Here is a 16,893-nt window from a genome sequence, read left to right on the forward strand (position 1 = left end):
TCAGCTCTCCTCCGTCGTGTGCTGGGCGGTGGGAAGGTCGGAGACGATGTCGACGAAGTCCTCGCCGCTCTCCTCGATCCGGGGGTCGGGCAGCCAGTCCAGGTCGTTGAACCCGCGCTCGAGGTAGCCGCCCTTGTCGAACGAGGGGCCCTCGTAGCCCAGCGCCTCCCACACCTCCTCGTCCTCGTACATGTTTAGGATCGTGGTGCGCCGGATGAAGCCGAAGAAGTCGGTCTGCTCGACCCGCTTGAGCACCTTGGTGGCGCCGTCGTCGTCCAGCTCGAGGAAGGACCCGCCGGCGAGGTCGTTGAGCGTGGCGATGCCCTGGGTGAGCTTGATCCGGAACCAGGTCGACTCGTTGGCCAACTCGAAGATCTGGTCGGCCTGCCGCTCGTAGGGCCCGTCGGGGAAGCCCTCGTGCGGGAAGGCCACCTTGAGGATGCGGATCAGGATCTGCCGCGCGGTATCCGTGAACTCCATCTCGTTGAGCTGCGGATACTTCGCCGGGTACTTCTCGGGATAGCCCACGACTGCCTCCTTGCAGTTCGAACGGCATACGGGCCGGTCTGGGCTCACCGTAGGGACGCCCCCGCCGGTGCTGGTAGGGCTGGTTCTCGCGTCGTGAGAACGACTCCGGCGCGTCCCGTCGCCATCCCGTATGCCGCGGTCCCGCTCAGCGGGGTCGGTGGCCCAGCCGGTAGACCCGGCCGGCCCGGGAGGCGCAGGCCCGCAGCCGGTGCTCGATGTGTCGACGCTGCCCGGCGTACCAGGAGACGGGGGCGGACACCGCGACGGAGCCGATCAACAGGCCGTCGTCGGCCCGGATCGGCACCGCGGCGCACGCCGTGCCGACCTGGAACTCCTCGTGCTCCCAGGCGATCCCCTCCGCGGCGATCTCGCGCAGCGCCTCGTCGAGGCGGTCCGGGTCGGTGATGGTCGAGGGCGTCAGCCGGTGCGGTTGGTGCGGCTCCAGGTAGGAGCGGCGCTGCTCGGTGGTGTACTCGCTCAGCCCCAGCTTGCCGAAGGCCGTGGCGTGCGGCGTCTCGTGGAAGCCGAACTCCATCGGCTCCAGCCTGGGGCACTCCGGGGAGTCGGCGACGAAGACGACGACGAAGTCGGCACCCCGGTGGATGGCCAGGTAGGCGGCCATCTTCGTGTCGGCGTGCAGCCGGGCGATCTCCTGCTTCAGCTCGCGGGGCACCCCGAGGTCCTCGTGCAGCCGGGCGCCCAGCTTGTGCAGCTTGTAGCCCAGCGCGAAGCGCTTCTCCTCGCGCAGGTGGACCAGGTAGCCGACCTGCACCAGTTCCTGGGCGATCCGGTAGACCGTCGGCAGCGGCAGGTCGGTGGCGCTGGCGATGTCGCGGGCCGCGGAGCCCCCGGACTCCGCGACGTACTCCAGGACGGTGACCGCGCGCTGGATCAGGCTCGCTCGCTCCGTCTCGGTGGGCGTCATGCCGCCATCCTTGCAGTCCCGCCGGGCGTTCTCATCCTGTGAAAACCGGGACGACCCGGGCGTGCACCCGGGCCGGGCATCGGGTTGGATGCCTGGCAGGACCCGAGCGAAAGGACCCCCGATGTACTTCATCGTCGTCAAGTTCCCCGTCAAGCCCGAGTATGCCGACCAGTGGCCCGACCTGGTCGCCGAGTTCACCGACGCCACCCTGGCCGAGGACGGGAACAAGTGGTTCGAGTGGTCGCGCAGCGTCAAGGACCCGAACGAGTACGTGCTGGTCGAGGCGTTCACCGACGACGGGGCCGGCCCCCACGTGAACTCGGCGCACTTCGCCAAGATGCAGCAGGACTTCCCGCAGTACCTCGCGGCGACCCCGAAGATCATCTCCCGCCAGATCGACGGCGACGGATGGGACGAGATGGGTGAGCTCCAGGTCGGCTGAACGGCCGGCATACGGCTCATCTAGCATCGCCGGATGACCAAGCGTTCGCTGCCGAGGTGGTCCGAACTGCGTCCCCTGCTGCAGATGCAGCCGGTGCCGCTCGACCCGGTCGAACGCCGGCTGGCCCGGTGCCACACGGTCGCCGACCTCCGGGAGGCGGCCCGACGCCGGGTGCCCCGCGCGGTCTTCGACTTCGTCGACGGCGCCGCGGAGGGCGAGGTGAGCCTGGCCCGGTCCCGCGCCGCCTTCGACCGGGTCGAGTTCGCGCCGGCGGCGCTGGCCGGCTTCGACGAGGTCAGCACGTCGACCACGATCCTCGGCACCCCCTCGGCGCTGCCGCTGGTGCTCGCACCGACCGGTTTCACCCGGTTGAGCCACCACGACGGGGAGGCCGCGGTCGCCGCGGCGGCGGCCGAGGCCGGCATCCCCTACGCGCTCACCACCATGAGCACCGTCTCGATCGAGGACGTCGCGGCCGCCTCCGGTGACGGGACCCGGTGGTTCCAGCTCTACCTCATGCGGGACCGCGGCCTGACCCGCGAGCTCGTGCGTCGCGCCAAGGACGCCGGCTACCGGGCGCTGGTCGTGACGGTCGACACCCCGGTGGTGGGGCAGCGGGTCCGGGACCTGCACAACGGGCTGACGATCCCGCCGACCCTCACGCCGAGGACGTTGCTGGACATCTCCCGCCGGCCGCAGTGGTGGGCCAACCTGCTGACCACCGAGCCGCTGGAGTTCGCGACCCTCCAGGCGGGGGAGCCGGAGGCGCACAGCGCGCTCATCGACCGGCTGTTCGACCCCGCCGTCACCGTCGACGACTTCGCCCCGCTGCGGGAGTGGTGGGACGGGCCGATCGTGGTCAAGGGCATCCAGAGCGTCGCCGACGCGCGACGGGCCGTCGAGGAGCTCGGGGCCGAGGCGCTGGTCGTCTCCAACCACGGTGGGCGCCAGCTGGACCGGGCACCCACCCCGCTGGAGCTGCTCCCGCGGGTGGCCGAGGCCGTGGGGGACCGGACCGAGGTCCTGATCGACTCGGGGGTCCGCACCGGCGCCGACCTCGCGGCGGTGGTCGCCCTCGGCGCCCGCGCCGCCCTGGTCGGCCGGCCCTACCTCTACGGACTCATGGCCGGGGGCCGGCGGGGCGTCGCCAAGACGATCGCGGTCTACGAGGCCGAGTTGCGGCGCACGCTGCACCTGCTCGGGGTGCCGGGCGTCGATGCGTTGGACGGCTCGCACGCCCTGCTCCGCGCCGCCTGAGTCCGACACCGCTCCGCGGCCGGGCGATTTCGCCCCCGCCCCAACGGTTTGCCCGCCACACTGGGTTCACCAGGTAGGGACGGGCAACAGGTCCGCCCACGGTGACCGCGAGGAGGGGTGATGGCGCAGGTCGATCCCGACTTCGCGGCATACGTGCGCGGCCGCCAGGCCCACCTGCTGCGGATCGCCGTCCTGATGTGCGGCGACGTGCACCAGGCCGAGGACCTCCTCCAGGAGGCCCTGGTCAAGTTGGCGCGCCACTGGTCGCGGGTCGGGGGTGACCGGCCGGACGCCTACGTGCGGCGGATCCTCTACCACGACAACATCACCCGGTGGCGCCGGACGAGGCTGGAGACGGTCACCGAGGAGGTGCCCGAACCGCGCGGTATGCAGTTCGGCCCCGCCTGGGAGGACCGGGCCGACGTCCGGGCGGCCCTGCAGGAACTGACCCCGAAGCAGCGTGCGGTGCTGGTCCTGCGCTTCCTGGAGGACCTCACCCAGGAGCAGACGGCGGAGGTGCTCGGCGTCAGCGTCGGCACGGTGAAGAGCCAGACCAGCGTGGCGCTGGCCCGGATGCGGGACGTGCTGGGCACGGAGTGGGTCGAGGAGCGGGGCGCCCGTCAGGACGCGACCGGGCCGGACACACAGCGAGGAGCGGGACGATGAGCACCGACCGGGACGACAGCCTGGAACCCTCGGGCACCCCGCAGACCCGGATCGGGACCCTGCTCCAGGAGGCCTCGGACGTGCGGAGTCCGCGGGACTTCGCGTCCGCCGCGTGGGAGGCCGCCGAGGAGCGCCAGCGACGGGTGAGGTGGGGCCTGGCCAGCGGGCTGGCCGCCGTGGCCGCGGCCGCTGCCCTGGTGCTGGCGTTCGCCATCGGCCCGTTTGCCGGTGACGCGCCGTCGGATCCGGTTCCTGCGGGGCCGACGGACGGCCCCGCGGTGGGGGGCACCGCGGCGACGATGGTCTTCTACCAGGACGGCACCGGCGCACCCGACGTCGAGCAAGACTTCCGACCGGCGGAGGTGGACGACGTCGTGGACCGCAGCTGGGTGCTCGGTGGTGCGCTCGCGGGAGGTCTCGCGCCGGTCGAGACGGTGGTCGGAGCGTCGGCTGAGACCTCGCTGGAGTTCGCCGGCGCGGACGGCACGGGACTGACCCTCCGGATCGAGGACTGCGGCGGGCTCGCCGGACAGACCGCGCTCGTCGGGGGCGGCGGCGAGTTCACCATCGGTGAGGTCTTCACCAACGACATCGGGTGCCCGGCCCACGTGCAGCAGTCGGAGGACTTCTGGATGTCCGGCCTGGCGCAGGGCCGGGTCTCCCTGCAGGTCTCCGCGGACGCCCGGACCCTCCTGGTTGGGCTGCCGGCACGGCCCGACACCGATACTCCTTCGCCGGTGGAACCTCCCACCGCCGAGCGGGCTGCCGGCGTGGTGCCGCTGGGCGGTGGCGTGACGATCCCCGTCCCGGAGGGGTGGGTCGCGGTCTATCGGGGCTCACCGGCCGAAGGGTTGTTCGTCACCTGCCTGGTGCCCGACGGCGCGTCGACCGACCCGACCATGCCGTGCGAGGGACTGGAGGTCACCACCGGTCTGACCGAGGAGACCCGGCCGGCGGCGACCGACTTCTTCGAGCCCGCCGACGGGCAGGTGCCGTGCTACGCCGACCCCGACTGGCCCGGTCAGTCGCCGTCGGAGAACGCGGTCACCGTGCGGGAGGGAGCCCGCGAGGGCGGCTGGCAGGCCGGGGAGGGCGGATTCGTCGGGGAGTGGAGGTACTGGATCGCCACGTGTGCCGACGGCCAGGAGTTCTGGCCCACGTCCTACTGGATCGACACCCAGACGGAGGGCGGCCGGACGCTGGTGACCAGCCTGACCCTGGCGGACAGCACCGAGGAGCTGGACCGGCTCACCGATCGCATGTCGGAACTGGCCACGGAGACCGAGATCTTCGACGTGCAGACCCTGGACGCGCAGGTGGTCAGCGGTGCCGACACGCACTCCGAGTTGCTGTTGCGCGTCTACGGTCCCGATGACCCCCCGGTCGGCACGGAGGGGGCGCAGCCCTCGCAATTGGCGACCTACCACCTCACCGACAGCACCCAGTGCCTGCTGCACGACACTTCGCAGGAGCCGGGTGTCGGCCTGGAAGTCACCGACTGTGTGCAGCTGATGAAATGGCTCTACGACGAGACAGCTGCCGGCCGCGAGGCCTTGGTCACGATCATCACCGACCACCGCCAGCAGCTCGTGCAGATCCGGCCGCTCTACACCCCCTGACCTCCCTACACTCGTGGGGTGGCCCGCCTCGCGTTCTGGATCAGCGCCGGCGCGTGCCTGGTCCTGCTGGTGCTCGGCTGGTTCGTGCTCCCGGACCGGGTGCCGATCCACTTCGGGGTGGGCGGGGATCCCGACCGCTGGGTCGACCGCACCCGGGCGGTCCTGGAGATGGGGGCGGTCGTGGGCGGAGTGGCCCTGGTGTTCCTCCTCCTCGCGGCGGGGGTGCGTCGGGTCTCGCCAGCCCTGATCAACCTGCCACCGCGGCAGAAGGAGTGGTGGACGGCCGAGCCGGCCCGGCTGGAGCGATTGCGCGGGATGCTGGCCGAGGACGTCCTGGCGATGGGTGCCGCCACCCTCGCCCTGCTCGGGGGCACGTTGCTGCTCACCGGACTGACGGCATACCAGGAGGAGCCGGGGCTCGGGTGGGGCGTGTGGGCGCTGCTGTGCGCCTACCTCCTGGTCCTTAGCCTGCAGGTCTACCGCATGATGACGGTCCGCTACCGACCGCGGGAATGAACGCGCGAGCACCTCCGTTATGTGATTGAAAGTTTAATCAACCGATCGGTGCGCGAGCCGATCCGTGGGAAGGTAGCAACCATGCAGTTCGGCATCTTCAGCGTCAGCGACATCACGATGGACCCGACGACCGGCCGGACCCCGACCGAGGCCGAGCGGATCCAGGCGATGGTCGAGATCGCGCTCAAGACCGAGGAGGTCGGGCTCGACGTCTTCGCCACGGGCGAGCACCACAACCCGCCGTTCTTCGCGTCGTCGCCGACCACCTTCCTGGGCTACATCGCCGCCCAGACGACCACGCTGCAGCTCTCCACCGCGACGACGCTGATCACCACCAACGACCCGGTGAAGATCGCCGAGGACTACGCGATGCTGCAGCACCTCGCCGGCGGCCGCGTCGACCTGATGATGGGCCGCGGCAACACCGGCCCGGTCTACCCGTGGTTCGGCAAGGACATCCGGCAGGGCATCAACCTGGCGGTGGAGAACTACCACCTGCTGCGCCGGCTCTGGCGCGAAGACGTCGTGGACTGGCAGGGCAAGTTCCGCACCCCGCTGCAGGGCTTCACCTCCACGCCGCGGCCGCTCGACGGCGTGCCGCCGTTCGTGTGGCACGGCTCGATCCGCAGCCCCGAGATCGCCGAGCAGGCGGCCTACTACGGGGACGGCTTCTTCCACAACAACATCTTCTGGAACATGGAGCACACCGCCCGGATGGTCGGTCTCTACCGCCGCCGGTTCGAGCACTACGGTCACGGGTCCGCCGACCAGGCGATCGTGGGGCTGGGCGGCCAGGTGTTCATGCGCAAGAACAGCCAGGACGCGGTCCGCGAGTTCCGCCCCTACTTCGACGTCGCCCCGGTCTACGGGCACGGGCCCTCGCTGGAGGAGTTCACCCGGGACACGCCGCTGACCGTGGGGAGCCCGCAGCAGGTCATCGAGCGCACCCTCGGCTTCGCCGACGCCGTCGGGGACTACCAGCGCCAGATGTTCCTGATGGACCACGCCGGGTTGCCGTTGGAGACCGTCCTGGAGCAGATCGAGATCCTCGGCAGCGAGGTGGTCCCGGTGCTGCGTCGGGAGTTCGAGGCGCGCCGTCCCGCGCACGTGCCCTCCGACCCGCCCACGCACGCCTCGCTGGTGAAGGCCGGCATCGACCACCCGAACGCCGCGCTCGGCCCGGCCCGGGTCGAGGTGGAGGAGGGGTCCCGATGAGCCGTCGACTGGTCGTCATCTCCGGTGGCCTGAGCCAGCCGTCGTCCACGCGGTTGCTGGCCGACCGCATCGCAGGGGCGGTGTCCCGCGAGGTCACCGCCCGCGGCGAGGGCCTGGACGTCGAGGTGGTCGAGCTGCGTCCGTTGGCGCGGGACATCGCCGACCACCTGGTGACCGGTATGCCGTCCGCCCGGTTGCGCGACGCGCTCGCCGCCGTCTCGGGTGCCGCCGCGGTGGTCGCGGTGACGCCGGTCTTCACCGCCTCCTACTCGGGCCTGTTCAAGTCCTTCGTGGACCTGCTCGACCCGGGTGCGCTCACCGGCACACCGGTGCTGATCGCGGCCACGGCGGGCACCGCGCGCCACTCGCTGGTGCTGGACTACGCGATGCGACCGCTGTTCAGCTACCTGCGGGCGCAGGTCGTGCCGACCGGCGTGTTCGCCGCCACCGAGGACTTCGGGGGCGACGGCGCCGGCCGGGACGGCGTAGAGGGCCTGGACCGGCGGATCGCCCGGGCCGCTGCCGAGCTCGGCGAGCGCCTCGTCGCGACCGGGGGTGCGGTGGCCGGGTTCACCGCGCCCGCGGTCGACGAGGTCGGCCGGATCGACGAGCTGGACGACGCCGCGATCACCCCGTTCGCGAAGTTGCTGCGCGGGGAGAGCTGACCGCGGCGCCCACGGACCGCGGCGCTCACGGGTAGGCACTGCGGTCGTTGCTCGGCGGTCCCCGTCGGGCCATGCAGGTTGAGTGTCCTGCGACGCATACTGCATGACCCAACGTGCATGGCGCCGACTCCACCAGCGACCGCCTACAGTCGGGTCCATGCAGATCCGTGCCCTGGCATCCGCCGACCACGCGGCCGCCCTGGCCCTCTGGGAGGCTGCCGGACTGACCCGCCCGTGGAACGACGCCGGCGCTGACCTGCGGCGGGCCTTGCAGGGCCCGGAATCCACGGTGCTCGGCGGCTACCTGGACGGCGCCGGGTTGGTGGCCACCGCCATGGTCGGTCACGACGGCCACCGAGGGTGGGTGTACTACCTGGCGGTCGACCCGGCGCACCGACGCCGCGGGTTCGGACGGCACATGATGGCCGCGTGCGAGGACTGGGTGCACCGGCACGGCATACCGAAGATCCAGCTCATGGTGCGCCGGGACAACGTCGGGGCCCTCGGGTTCTACGAGGGCCTCGGCTACGAGGTGTCCGACGTCACGGTGCTGGGGCGCCGGCTCCGATTAGGCGAGCAGGTCCCGGCGACGGAATCCGGCCAGGGCCAGCACCCCGAGGACGACCGCGACGGCACCCAGCCCGACGAGCGGGGCCCAGGCGAGGGAGTCCGTCGGTAGGGACGGCGTGAGCTCGATGGGGGAGAGCTTCATCGCCCAGTCCGGGAGCCGCAGGATGGGGCCGAACCAGACGACGACCACGCTGTAGAGCACCACGAGCCAGCTGAGCCCGGCCCACCTCGGTGCGGCGCCGACCAGCAGCGCGGTCAGGGCCGAGACCGCCAGCATCCCCGGCAGGTAGGCCAGGGAGGCCCCGGTGACCGTCGCGACCCAGCCGGCGTCCGACTCGGCGACCGCTACCCCGGTGCCGACCCCGACGCCGACGGCGAGGGTCAGCAGGACCGTGTGGATGGCCACGACGCCGGCCCAGCCGAGGGACAGCCGGGTGCGGGACGCGCCCGCGGTGAGCAGCAGCGCGGCCCGGCCCGCGTCGTCCTCGGCCCGCAGCCGCAGCACCGCGCCGACGGTCTGGGCCATCACCCCGATCATCAGGAAGGACAGCATGACGGCGGCGAACGATCCGGTCATCGAGTCGGGATCGGCGGCCAGCATGACGGCGACCTCCTCCGGCAGGTCCGCCAGCGCGTCCTCCAGGGACGTCGCGAGGGAGCCCATCGCGATGCCGAACAGGAACAGGCCGGTGCCCCACCCGAGGGCGGAGCCGCGCAGCAGGTGCCGGGCCATGCCGGGCACCGAGGTGAGTCCGGGCCTCGCCGTGGCCGGCCCGGGGCGTGGGGCCCGGAGCCCGGCGCCCAGGTCACGGCGGCGGGTCAGGGCCACGGCGGCCAGCAGGAGGAGCAGGATCAGGGCGACCGGCAGGAGCAGAGGCCACCAGCGCAGGTCCACGTAGAGACGGGTCTGCTGCGCCCAGGCGATCGGGGAGAGCCAGGACAGCCACGACCCGGTCGGCTCGATGATGTCGCCGACCCCGCGGGCCAGGAAGGCCACCCCGAGGACAGCCATCGCCATCCCGCTGGCGGACCTGGCGTGCTCGGTGACCTGGGCGGTCACGGCGGCGACCGCGCCGAAGACCATCCCGGTGAGCGAGATCCCGAGCCCGAAGGCGACGGAGTCGGCAACGGCCAGACCGGTGGCGACCAGCACGGCTGCGGAGGCCGCGCCCACGACCAGTGTGGCGGTGGCGACCGTCAGCAGCGCCGCGGTCGGCGGGGCGACCGGGTGGACCGGCAGCGCCCGAAGGGTCTCCATCCGGCCCGACTCCTCCTCGGCGCGGCTGTGCCGCACCATGAGGAGGATCGCCATCAGGGCGGTGGCCACCAGCACGGTCAGGCTGATCTCGTTGGCGACCATCGCGCCGAAGGTGTAGTCGTCCAGGCCGAAAGCGGGTCCGGACATCATCACGGCCGACGGGTTGCTCATCAGGGCGGCGCGGGCCTGCCGAGCCGCCGCGTCGGGATAGGCCACCTCCAGGGACGCGACGGTCACCCACAGCGTGCCGGCGATCGCCAGCGCCCAGATCAGGATCCGGGTCCGGTCCAGCCGGAGGAAGAGTCGCAGCAGCCCGGCCGTGCCTGCCCAGCGGCCCGCAGGGGCGTCCGGGCGGTGTCGGGCGTTCGTCCGCTGCTGCGCGGGGGCGGTCGTCGTCATGCCGCTGGTGTCCCGTCGGTGAGGTCGTCGCCGTAGTGCCGCAGGAAGAGTTCCTCCAGGGACGGCGGGGTGATGGTCAGGTGCGCCGCCCCCAGCGCGCCGAGCCGGGGGAGCACGGCGGGGAGCGCGGCGTCGTCGACCTGGAAGCGCAGCGCCGACCCGTCGTGGGTCAGGTCGTGCACGCCCTCGACCGAGGCCAGGGACGTGGTGTCGGATTCGGTCGTGGCGGCGACGGTCGATCGGGTCAGGTGCCGCAGTTGGGCCAGCGTGCCGCTCTCGACGTCCCGTCCCGACCGGATGATGGTCACGGTGTCGCAGAGCTTCTCCACCTCGGCCAGGATGTGGCTGGAGAGCAGCACCGTCCGGCCATCGCCGCGCAGCCGCTGCACCTCCTCGGTGAACACCGCCTCCATCAGCGGGTCCAGCCCCGAGGTCGGCTCGTCCAGCAGGAACAGCTCGGCCTCGGTCGACAGGGCCGCCACCAGGGCAACCTTCTGCCGGTTGCCCTTGGAGTAGGTGCGGGCCTTCTTGGTCGGGTCGAGCTCGAACCGCTCGATCAGCTCGGCCCGTCGCTGGTCGGTCGCGCCCCGGGTGCCGCCCCGCAGCCGGGTGAGCACGTCGATGATCTCGCCGCCGGTCAGGCCCGGCCACAGGTTGGTGTCGCCGGGCACGTAGGCGATCCGCTGGTGCACCCGCACCGCGTCGCTCCACGGGTCCAGCCCGAGCACGGTGGCCCGGCCCGAGTCGGCGCGCAGCATGCCCAGCAGCACCCGGATGGCGGTCGACTTGCCGGCGCCGTTCGGGCCGAGGAAGCCGACCACCGTCCCGGTCGGCACGGCGAGGGTGAAACCGTCGAGGGCGCGGGTGGTGCCGAAGGACTTGGTGAGGTCGGTGACCTCGATGGCGAGGTCGCTCATGGTGTCTCCTCGGGTGTGCTGTCGTGGTAGGTCAGGTAGGTCTCGAGGAGGGAGGGATCGGTCAGCAGGGGCTCGGTGAAGATCTCCAGCCCCGGGCCCATGAGCTCCTCGATGTAGCGGCGCAGCGTGGCCGGTAGGGCGGCGAGGTCCAGGCGGCCCTTCGGGGTGGGCATCCGCAGCAGCAGGCTGCCCAGGGACCAGTTGACCAGCATTCGGGCCCGGTCCTCGGGGAACCGGCTCGCGCGCACCGTCCCGGCCCGCACGCCCTCCTCCAGGTAGGTCAGCGTGTCCCGGACCATCCCCTCGACGAGCTCCGCGGTGAAGTCGTCGCCCGCCTGCACGGCCCGCAGCACGTAGCCGACCAGCACCGCGTAGCCCTCCACGCCGGCGAGCTCGACCAGCAGGGCGCTCCCCGCCCCGGTCTGCTGGAGGACCGAGCTCTTGGCCCGCACGACCTCGCTGTGCACGTAGTCGTCACACGCCTGGCGCAGCCCCGCCCGGGACCCGAAGTGGTGCAGGATCAGCGCCGCGCTGACACCGGCGTCCGTGGCGATCGACCGGAGCGAGGCGCCCATGCCGTCCTCGGCGAACCGGCGGATCGCGGCGTCCCTGATCCTGGCCCGTGCCGTCAGGTCGCCCTGCACCGCCGTCGTGCTGGCTGAACTCATGTTCAATAGTCTAAACGTCTGTTCAGTCGCTGTCGATGGGTTTGCTTCCACCGCCTTCACCCCGGAAGCTGGCGCTATCGACCGGGAAGGTTCTGCTACGAAGCGCAGGATTACCGGGTCACCCGATAATCCTGCAGCCGGCCGTAGCCGGCTGGGCGAGGATTCCCGGCGAGGCGGGGGAGTTTGCGACAATCGGGGACGAGATGACGACGCTTACCGCCCCCGGGTCCAGCGAGACCGCAGCCGAACCCGTCCTTCCGCCGTTGCGGATCGGACGGCACACGATCGACTCCCCGGTCGTGCTGGCGCCGATGGCGGGCATCACGAACCGGGCTTTCCGCAGGCTGTGCCGGCAGTACGGCGCGGAGGGGCTGGCCGCCGGCGGCGCGACGGGCGCGACCTCGCTGTACGTGAGCGAGATGATCACCTCCCGGGCGCTGGTCGAGCGGACCCCGATCTCGATGCGTCTGATCGAGCACGACCCGGACGAGGCGCCGCGCTCCATCCAGCTCTACGGCGTCGACCCGCCGACCGTCGGCGCGGCCGTGCGGATGCTGGTCAGCGAGGACCGCGCCGACCACATCGACCTGAACTTCGGCTGCCCGGTGCCCAAGGTGACCCGCAAGGGCGGGGGAGCGGCGCTGCCGTGGAAGACCGAGCTGTTCCGCGGGATCGTCTCCGCCGCGGTGCGGGAGGCGAGCCCGTATGACGTGCCGGTGACGGTGAAGATGCGGGTCGGGATCGACTCCGACCACGTGACCTTCCTCGAGGCGGGACGGATCGCCGAGGGCGAGGGTGCGGCCGCCGTGGCGCTCCATGCCCGCACGGCCGCCCAGGCCTACTCGGGCCAGGCCGACTGGTCCCGGATTGCCGAGCTCAAGCGGGCCGTGACCTCGATCCCGGTGCTCGGCAACGGGGACATCTGGTCGGCCGAGGACGCGATCCGGATGGTCCGGGAGACTGGCTGCGACGGCGTGGTCGTCGGTCGCGGCTGCCTAGGCCGGCCCTGGCTGTTCACCGACCTCGCGGCCGCCTTCGCCGGGTCGCAGGCCCGGGTGCAGCCGTCGCTGGGCGAGGTGGCGGCGACCCTGCGGCGGCATGCGGAGTACCTCGTGGAGTTCCATGACGACGAGCACCACGGCTGCCGTGACATCCGCAAGCACATCGCATGGTACTTCAAGGGGTTCCCGGTGGGTGGCAACCTGCGTCACCAGTTGGGGCTGGTGGACTCCCTGACGGCCCTGGACGACCTGATCGGCGGGTTGGACCTGTCCCAGCCGTGGCCGGGTGAGGCTAGCGACGGGCCCCGCGGCCGGGCCGGTTCGTCCCGGGTCGTGGCGCTCCCGGACGGATGGCTGCGCACCCGCGACCTGGACGAGGCCCAGCAGGCCTCCGTCCTGCAGGCCGAGCTCTCGGTCGACGGGGGCTGAGGGAGCCGTCCCACGGACCCGTCCTGACGTGGGTCGTCAGGGGCCGGTCTCGACCGGGCGGTCCGGGTCGGTGATCCAGTCGCTCCAGGAGCCGATGTAGACGGCCGGGTCGTAGTGTCCGACCTCGGCGATCTCCATGGCCAGCGCCATGTGGCAGGCCTGGACCCCGGACCCGCAGTAGACGGCCGTGCGCTTGTCGCCCTGGATCCCCAGCGCGGTGAACCGCAGCTCCAGGTCGTCGGGCGGCAGGAAGCGTCCGTCGGCGTCCACGTTACGCAGCGCCGGGATGTTGATGGCCCCCGGGATGTGCCCGGCGACGGGGTCGACCGGCTCCTGCTCGCCCCGGAACCGCTCGGGCATCCGGGCGTCCACCACCTGGTGCCGGTCCAGGTAGTGCTCGACGCCGTCGGCGTCCAGCAACCGTCGGCCACCGGGCGTCAGCACGATGTCGCCGGGGGACACCTCGGGGACGTCGGTGGTGGTCTCGTGGCCGGTGCGCACCCACCCGGCGTAGCCACCGTTGAGCACCCGGACCTCGTCCTTGCCGAAGTAGGTGAGCAACCACCAGGCGCGGGCGGCGGCGACCGAGTCGGCCGCGTCGTAGACGACGATCTCGTGCTCGTCGCTGATGCCGGCGGCACGGAACGCCCGGGTGGCCTCGGCCAGCGTCGGCATCGGGTGGCGACCGCCCGCGCCGCCCTCCTTGACCTGCCCGGACAGGGCGCTGTCCAGGTCCAGGAAGACCGCGCCGGGGATGTGCCCGGCCAGGTACTCCGCCTCGTTGGCCGCGCGGTCCCGGCCCAGCGCCCACCGGACGTCCAGGACCAGGAGCGGGGTGTCCGGATCACCGTTCCGCAGGAGCTCGTTGAGCTCGGCCGGCTCGATTAGCAGGTCGGACACGGGGGGATCTCCTTCGGATGTGCGGGGCGCACCGGGCGCGTGCACTGCTGACGATACGGCAGGACTGGTGCCTGTCACCCAGGAATGCGAGGGTGGAGGCATGTGCAGGAACATCCGCCCACTGAACAACTTCGAGCCGCCCGCCACCTCCGACGAGGTGCAGGCCGCCGCGCTGCAGTACGTCCGCAAGGTCAGCGGCGCCACCAAGCCGTCCCAGGCGAACCAGGAGGCGTTCGACCACGCCGTGCACGTCATCGAGCACGCCACGCAGGACCTGATCGACTCGCTCGTGACCACGGCCCCGCCCAAGGACCGCGAGGTCGAGGCGGCCAAGGCCAAGGAACGCTCGGCCAAGCGGTTCGCCAGCTGATGACCGGGATCGCTGCCCTCCGTGCCACACCACCGGAGGAGGTCACCCGGGCCAGCCGGATCCGGCACCTGCTGAACTGGCTCAACCTGTCCACCCCGCTGGGTCTGGCCATCGCCCGCGCCGGCGGGGCGCAGGTGCGGACCGGCCCGGACCTGCTCTACCTGGCCGACCACTACCGGTGGGGGTTCCCGACGGGCAGCGCGTTCACCGTGGGGGACGTGGTGATCAGCCGGCACGACCTCGCCAAGCTCGTCTCGCGCAGGCCGCACCTGATCGAGCACGAGGCGGCCCACAGCCGACAGTGGATGGCCTGCCTGGGACTGCCCTTCCTGCCCCTGTATGCCGCGTCGATGGGCTGGTCCTGGCTGCGCACCGGGGACCGCGCGGCCCGCAGCTTCTTCGAGCGGCAGGCCGACCTGGCCAAGGGCGGCTACCGGGACGTCCCGGTCCGCCCGCTCGGACCCGTCGTCGGGGCGGCGGTCGGACGTGCCCTGGCCACCGTGACCGGGCGACGGAGCGCGGACACCGGGCGCGATCTCGGGCGCCCCGCCAACAGCGAGCAGGCCGCCGGCTGAGGTGACCGTCCCGGTCACCTCGCGTCGCAGGTGGGCAGCGTCCAGTCCTGCTCGGGGCCGTACCGGTGACCGTGGCCGGCCTCCGGCGCCAGCGAAGTGGCCAGGTCCAGCACGGTCGTGCCGTAACTGATGCCCGGCAGCCACACCTGTCCTCCCCAGTCCTCGGGACGGGAGGTCGCGGTCCCGGGGGTCAGGTGGACGACGGGGTCGTCCGCGTTGGCCAGCGACCGCTCACCGGCCAGCCCGAGCGAGCCGCCCCCGGGGACGCCGCTCCACAGGGCGCCGCACGTCCGGTCGGCCAGGGCGGGGTCGGCGAGCGCGGCCTGACCCGCCAGGGACCCGAGTGACTCCCCGGCGACGTAGAGCGCGGGCCGCTGGTCCTCGGGCACGGTCGAGAGCCGGTCCGCCACGGCGGCCACGACCGCGTGGGCGGAGCTCTCGCTGGTGGACCGGGCGGTGAGCATGCTCAGCCAGCTCGGGGACTCGTCGTACTGCACGGCCACGGTCGCCACGCCCGCCCCGAACTGGGCCTCGAAGGCGGCGACCGCGTGCTGGTTCACCCAGCCGCTCCCGGTCGGCACGATCACCACCACGGCCTCCCGCTCCAGCCCGCCGTCCGCGACGAGCCGGTCGGCAGCCAGCGCGGCGGCCGCCTCCGGGTCAGACTCCTCGTCGTAGGTGACGTAGGTGCGCCCCGCGCCGACCGGGGACTCCTGGAGCATCACGTGTCCCGGGTCCAGGTCCTTGTCCAGCAGGTCCAGCAGCCCGCCGCCCGCCGGAGCGGCCGCGAGCGAGACGGCGCCGCCAATGCCGAGGGCGGTCAGCCGCACCCCGACCCGCAGGGCCCTGACCCGGGTCACGGCCCAGGCTGCGCCGCGGCCCAGGAGCACGAGTCCGGACGCCGTGCCGCCGGCCAGCGCGGCCACCACCGGCCAGTGCGTCGGGGCGGGTGCGGCCAGGCCGACCGTCCCGGCCTGATCGGCGAGCAGCAGCCCGGCGCACACCACACCGGCGAGGACCACCGCGACCCCGACCGACAGGGCCAGCCAGCGGCCCCGCGTCGTCCCCGGCCGCGGGTCCGGGTGCGGGTGCAGCTGCGCGTGCGCTAGACCGCCGGTCACGCACCGGCGCACCCGGCCGACCAGCCAAGCGGCAAGGAGCGCCAGCGCCACGAGCACCCCGGTCAGGGGGCCCTGCACGAGGACGGGCCGGGGCAACAGGGAAGGCACCAGGGACAGCAGGACGGCCCCCGTCACGAGCACCGTCGCCCCGACGGTGGGGGGTGACACCCGGACGAGCCCCGCGAGCCGCCGGACCCTGCTGAGGAGCCGCCGGGCCCCGCCGGAGAGTCGCCGGGCGCCGCCGGCAAGTCGGCGGACCACCCGGTCGGGGAGCACGACAGCGGTCATCCCGAGCAGCCCCAACGCGCTGCTGGCGAGTGCCGCCCCGGTCACCAGGCTCTCGTCGGGCACCCCCTGCCCCTGGCGCAGCGAGTTCAGCTCTACGGCGGTGGCGGCCATCTGGGCGTTGGGTCCGCACGACCCCACCGACGACGTGCCCGCGCACAGCCGGTCGAGCCGATCCCGCAACAGGCCGTCGACCGACGTGCGGGCCCAGGTGCCCAGCGGGGCACCGGTCGCCCCGGCATACCGGAGCAGGTCGTATCCGTAGTCGTGCTGGCGGCAGGCGGGCTCGAACGCCGGCGGCAGCGGGACCGGTGAGGAGCAGTCCCCGTCCGCGCGCACCAGTTCGCCGGCCTCCAGGACGGGGTGGTAGCCCATCACGTCGGCGAAGTCGGCGGGCACCGCCGCCAGCGCCTCCGTGCCCGTGCCGCTGGCCAGGGCCAGCACGGCCCGCCCGGCGGGCGTCCGCTCGGCGCCGGCGACGGCGGGGGTCGCGACCAGGGTCAGGACCGTGGCGGTGAGGGCCGCGAGCAGGCTCAGCAGCAGGGCGTGGGGTCGTCGGGAGAACAT

The 16,893-nt window shown here is 72.6% G+C and carries 18 protein-coding genes; 11 read left to right on the forward strand and 7 right to left on the reverse strand.

Going from position 1 to position 16,893, the window contains the following annotated elements; genetic code table 11:
- Together FB467_RS10010 and FB467_RS10015 are read right to left on the reverse strand one after the other, a co-directional pair.
- A complete protein-coding gene (locus FB467_RS10010; protein WP_228393238.1) occupies positions 1-528 on the reverse strand; it encodes a hypothetical protein in 528 nt (175 codons plus the stop codon).
- A 145-nt stretch (positions 529-673) separates the two neighbouring features.
- The gene (locus tag FB467_RS10015; RefSeq protein WP_141784968.1) at positions 674-1,453 is read right to left on the reverse strand and encodes an IclR family transcriptional regulator; all 780 of its coding nucleotides are present in this window, start codon (positions 1,451-1,453) and stop codon (positions 674-676) included.
- Between the two features lie 121 nt (positions 1,454-1,574).
- Here FB467_RS10015 and FB467_RS10020 point away from each other — a divergent pair, with 121 nt between their 5' ends.
- The 8 genes from FB467_RS10020 to FB467_RS10055 all read left to right on the forward strand — a co-directional run bounded on the left by FB467_RS10020 (position 1,575) and on the right by FB467_RS10055 (position 8,512).
- Positions 1,575-1,895, forward strand: coding sequence for a putative quinol monooxygenase (locus FB467_RS10020; protein ID WP_141784969.1), 321 nt, complete (start codon positions 1,575-1,577; stop codon positions 1,893-1,895).
- Positions 1,896-1,928: 33 nt separating this feature from the next.
- Positions 1,929-3,152 carry an alpha-hydroxy acid oxidase gene (locus FB467_RS10025; protein WP_141784970.1) on the forward strand — a complete coding sequence of 408 codons (1,224 nt, stop codon included), beginning with the start codon at positions 1,929-1,931 and terminating at the stop codon, positions 3,150-3,152.
- A 120-nt stretch (positions 3,153-3,272) separates the two neighbouring features.
- Positions 3,273-3,818: a SigE family RNA polymerase sigma factor gene (locus FB467_RS10030; RefSeq protein ID WP_141784971.1), complete on the forward strand. Its 546-nt coding sequence runs from the start codon at positions 3,273-3,275 to the stop codon at positions 3,816-3,818.
- Positions 3,815-5,437 carry a hypothetical protein gene (locus tag FB467_RS10035; RefSeq protein WP_141784972.1) on the forward strand — a complete coding sequence of 541 codons (1,623 nt, stop codon included), beginning with the start codon at positions 3,815-3,817 and terminating at the stop codon, positions 5,435-5,437. Before FB467_RS10030 ends, FB467_RS10035 begins: the two co-directional genes overlap by 4 nt.
- An 18-nt stretch (positions 5,438-5,455) precedes the next feature.
- The gene (locus FB467_RS10040) at positions 5,456-5,953 is read left to right on the forward strand and encodes a DUF1648 domain-containing protein (protein ID WP_141784973.1); all 498 of its coding nucleotides are present in this window, start codon (positions 5,456-5,458) and stop codon (positions 5,951-5,953) included.
- 81 nt (positions 5,954-6,034) lie between these two features.
- Entirely contained in the window at positions 6,035-7,168 is a 1,134-nt protein-coding gene (locus FB467_RS10045) for an LLM class flavin-dependent oxidoreductase (RefSeq protein ID WP_141784974.1), read from the forward strand.
- Positions 7,165-7,833 (forward strand): FMN reductase, encoded by a 669-nt coding sequence (locus tag FB467_RS10050; protein ID WP_141784975.1) that lies wholly within the window; start codon positions 7,165-7,167, stop codon positions 7,831-7,833. The genes FB467_RS10045 and FB467_RS10050 overlap by 4 nt, the downstream gene beginning before the upstream one ends.
- Before the next feature lie 157 nt (positions 7,834-7,990).
- A complete protein-coding gene (locus tag FB467_RS10055) occupies positions 7,991-8,512 on the forward strand; it encodes a GNAT family acetyltransferase (protein WP_244932739.1) in 522 nt (173 codons plus the stop codon).
- On the opposite strand, the gene FB467_RS10060 is transcribed toward FB467_RS10055, so the two are convergent.
- From FB467_RS10060 to FB467_RS10070, 3 genes are read right to left on the reverse strand one after another with little or no spacing between them, the layout of a single operon-like run.
- A complete protein-coding gene (locus FB467_RS10060; RefSeq protein ID WP_228393240.1) occupies positions 8,402-10,060 on the reverse strand; it encodes an ABC transporter permease in 1,659 nt (552 codons plus the stop codon). The genes FB467_RS10055 and FB467_RS10060 overlap by 111 nt on opposite strands.
- A complete protein-coding gene (locus tag FB467_RS10065; RefSeq protein WP_141784977.1) occupies positions 10,057-10,977 on the reverse strand; it encodes an ABC transporter ATP-binding protein in 921 nt (306 codons plus the stop codon). The genes FB467_RS10060 and FB467_RS10065 overlap by 4 nt, the downstream gene beginning before the upstream one ends.
- Positions 10,974-11,645 carry a TetR/AcrR family transcriptional regulator gene (locus FB467_RS10070; RefSeq protein ID WP_141784978.1) on the reverse strand — a complete coding sequence of 224 codons (672 nt, stop codon included), beginning with the start codon at positions 11,643-11,645 and terminating at the stop codon, positions 10,974-10,976. The genes FB467_RS10065 and FB467_RS10070 overlap by 4 nt, the downstream gene beginning before the upstream one ends.
- Positions 11,646-11,848: 203 nt before the next feature.
- Between FB467_RS10070 and dusB the strand changes: the two genes are divergently transcribed.
- Positions 11,849-13,075: a tRNA dihydrouridine synthase DusB gene (gene dusB, locus FB467_RS10075; protein ID WP_141784979.1), complete on the forward strand. Its 1,227-nt coding sequence runs from the start codon at positions 11,849-11,851 to the stop codon at positions 13,073-13,075.
- Between the two features lie 36 nt (positions 13,076-13,111).
- Here dusB and FB467_RS10080 read toward each other — a convergent pair whose 3' ends face one another.
- Positions 13,112-13,975, reverse strand: a complete 864-nt coding sequence (locus FB467_RS10080; RefSeq protein WP_211350590.1) for a sulfurtransferase — start codon at positions 13,973-13,975, stop codon at positions 13,112-13,114.
- A 100-nt stretch (positions 13,976-14,075) separates the two neighbouring features.
- Here FB467_RS10080 and FB467_RS10085 point away from each other — a divergent pair, with 100 nt between their 5' ends.
- Together FB467_RS10085 and FB467_RS10090 are read left to right on the forward strand one after the other, a co-directional pair.
- Complete coding sequence (locus tag FB467_RS10085) at positions 14,076-14,345, forward strand: DUF2277 domain-containing protein (RefSeq protein WP_141784980.1); 270 nt, start codon at positions 14,076-14,078, stop codon at positions 14,343-14,345.
- Positions 14,345-14,920, forward strand: coding sequence for a hypothetical protein (locus FB467_RS10090; RefSeq protein WP_194288325.1), 576 nt, complete (start codon positions 14,345-14,347; stop codon positions 14,918-14,920). The genes FB467_RS10085 and FB467_RS10090 overlap by 1 nt, the downstream gene beginning before the upstream one ends.
- A gap of 14 nt (positions 14,921-14,934) precedes the next feature.
- On the opposite strand, the gene FB467_RS10095 is transcribed toward FB467_RS10090, so the two are convergent.
- Complete coding sequence (locus FB467_RS10095; protein ID WP_141784981.1) at positions 14,935-16,893, reverse strand: alpha/beta-hydrolase family protein; 1,959 nt, start codon at positions 16,891-16,893, stop codon at positions 14,935-14,937.

The organism is Ornithinicoccus hortensis (assembly GCF_006716185.1).
In the GTDB taxonomy this organism is placed as follows: domain Bacteria; phylum Actinomycetota; class Actinomycetes; order Actinomycetales; family Dermatophilaceae; genus Ornithinicoccus; species Ornithinicoccus hortensis.

Bases quoted from the DNA above. Each gene is read 5' to 3' on its own strand.
- FB467_RS10090 (WP_194288325.1), top strand. From the start codon at position 14,345: ATGACCGGGATCGCTGCCCTCCGTGCCACACCACCGGAGGAGGTCACC.
- FB467_RS10020 (WP_141784969.1), top strand. From the start codon at position 1,575: ATGTACTTCATCGTCGTCAAGTTCCCCGTCAAGCCCGAGTATGCCGAC.
- FB467_RS10030 (WP_141784971.1), top strand. From the start codon at position 3,273: ATGGCGCAGGTCGATCCCGACTTCGCGGCATACGTGCGCGGCCGCCAG.
- FB467_RS10070 (WP_141784978.1), bottom strand. From the start codon at position 11,645: ATGAGTTCAGCCAGCACGACGGCGGTGCAGGGCGACCTGACGGCACGG.
- FB467_RS10025 (WP_141784970.1), top strand. From the start codon at position 1,929: ATGACCAAGCGTTCGCTGCCGAGGTGGTCCGAACTGCGTCCCCTGCTG.
- FB467_RS10050 (WP_141784975.1), top strand. From the start codon at position 7,165: ATGAGCCGTCGACTGGTCGTCATCTCCGGTGGCCTGAGCCAGCCGTCG.
- FB467_RS10015 (WP_141784968.1), bottom strand. From the start codon at position 1,453: ATGACGCCCACCGAGACGGAGCGAGCGAGCCTGATCCAGCGCGCGGTC.
- FB467_RS10095 (WP_141784981.1), bottom strand. From the start codon at position 16,893: ATGTTCTCCCGACGACCCCACGCCCTGCTGCTGAGCCTGCTCGCGGCC.
- dusB (WP_141784979.1), top strand. From the start codon at position 11,849: ATGACGACGCTTACCGCCCCCGGGTCCAGCGAGACCGCAGCCGAACCC.
- FB467_RS10060 (WP_228393240.1), bottom strand. From the start codon at position 10,060: ATGACGACGACCGCCCCCGCGCAGCAGCGGACGAACGCCCGACACCGC.
- FB467_RS10085 (WP_141784980.1), top strand. From the start codon at position 14,076: ATGTGCAGGAACATCCGCCCACTGAACAACTTCGAGCCGCCCGCCACC.
- FB467_RS10055 (WP_244932739.1), top strand. From the start codon at position 7,991: ATGCAGATCCGTGCCCTGGCATCCGCCGACCACGCGGCCGCCCTGGCC.
- FB467_RS10065 (WP_141784977.1), bottom strand. From the start codon at position 10,977: ATGAGCGACCTCGCCATCGAGGTCACCGACCTCACCAAGTCCTTCGGC.
- FB467_RS10045 (WP_141784974.1), top strand. From the start codon at position 6,035: ATGCAGTTCGGCATCTTCAGCGTCAGCGACATCACGATGGACCCGACG.
- FB467_RS10035 (WP_141784972.1), top strand. From the start codon at position 3,815: ATGAGCACCGACCGGGACGACAGCCTGGAACCCTCGGGCACCCCGCAG.